The 1,379-nt window shown below is 50.3% G+C and carries 1 protein-coding gene; it reads left to right on the forward strand.

Annotation, left to right across the window (positions count from 1 at the left end; translation table 11 throughout):
* The coding region (locus tag QZL69_RS04010; protein WP_291518179.1) for a CoA-transferase at positions 1–1,379 on the forward strand (1,379 nt) is incomplete at both ends.

The following is a 1,379-nucleotide window of genomic DNA, read 5'->3' on the forward strand; positions in this document are numbered from 1 at the left end:
CTGAACTCCACGAGGCATTATACCGAAGATATCAGAAAATGCAGTCGCCGACGCATCTGACGATCGTATCCAGTGCCGGATTTGGTGTCTGGGATGACGAACATAATGCGGAAGGATATATTCGGGAAGGTGCGGTGGACAAGCTGATCTGCGGTCATTTTGGCGCGATGATGAGCACCAAAAAACTGGTGCTGGAGGACAGATTTGAGGCGTATAATCTGCCGCTTGGGTGTATTTCTCATGCAATCCGTGCACAGGCAGGCGGTCTTCCGGGAGCTTTGTCCAAAGTCGGACTGGATATTTTTGTTGATCCGAGGAGAGAAGGACCGGGGATCAACAGAATTTCCATCGATGATTCACTGGTGAAGCATGTGGAAGTGGATGGGGATGAATTTCTTTATTATAAACTTCCAAAGATCACGATTGCCATGATCAAGGGAACTGCTGCAGACAGAAAAGGAAATATCACCTTTGATGATATGTTCATGTCCGGCGACGCACTGTCCATCTGTCAGGCGGTCAAAGCAAACCGTGGAAAGGTCATCGTACAGGTGGATCGTCTCGTAGACACGCCGTCCCGTCCGCGTAACGCCATCATTCCGGGCTGTCTGGTCGATGCGATCGTTGTGGCAGAGCCGGAGGAGCGAAATGAAGCATACACGGCACTTACCGGAAGTTTTGAGATCCCGTACAAAGAATGGCATACCTGGAATGAGAAGATCAATGACCTCTCCCAGAAGCAGCGTAAAAACAACGTTCCGGCAAATATCATAGGAAAAAGAGCCGCTAAAGAGCTGCGAGTGGATGATATTGTAAACATAGGAATCGGAATTCCGGAAATGGTATCCAGATATGCGCGAAAGAGCGGGATGCTCGATATGATCACGCTCACGGTGGAGTCCGGAGGAATCGGGGGATTTCCTGTTTCGGGCGAAGCATTTGGGGCAATGATTGGTGCCGCTTCCGTTTATGATATGGCAAACCAGTTTGACCTGTACGACAACGGTGGGCTGGATATCTGCTTTATGGGCGGTTTGGAGGCAGACCGTTACGGAAATATCAATGCCCACAGAGGAACAGGGGCCTTTGCAGGCATCGGTGGCTTTGCCAATATCACAGCCAAGACCCCAACCGTAGTTTTCTGCATGACTTTCAACGCCAAAGGTCTGGAAGTCACCCAGGAAAAGGGTGTCGTAACCATCCACAAAGAAGGCGAGATCCCTAAATTTGTAGAGAACGTCTCAAGCATCAGCTTCTCCGCAAAACGCGCGATCGAAAACGGCCAGAAGGTCCTCTACGTAACAGAACGCTGCGTCTTCCGCCTCACCCCCAAAGGCCTGAAATTGATCGAAGTCTACCCGGGAGTGGATATGCAGAAA

This window comes from Blautia sp. CAG:237 (genome assembly GCF_000436615.1).
GTDB lineage: Bacteria > Bacillota > Clostridia > Lachnospirales > Lachnospiraceae > Blautia_A > Blautia_A intestinihominis.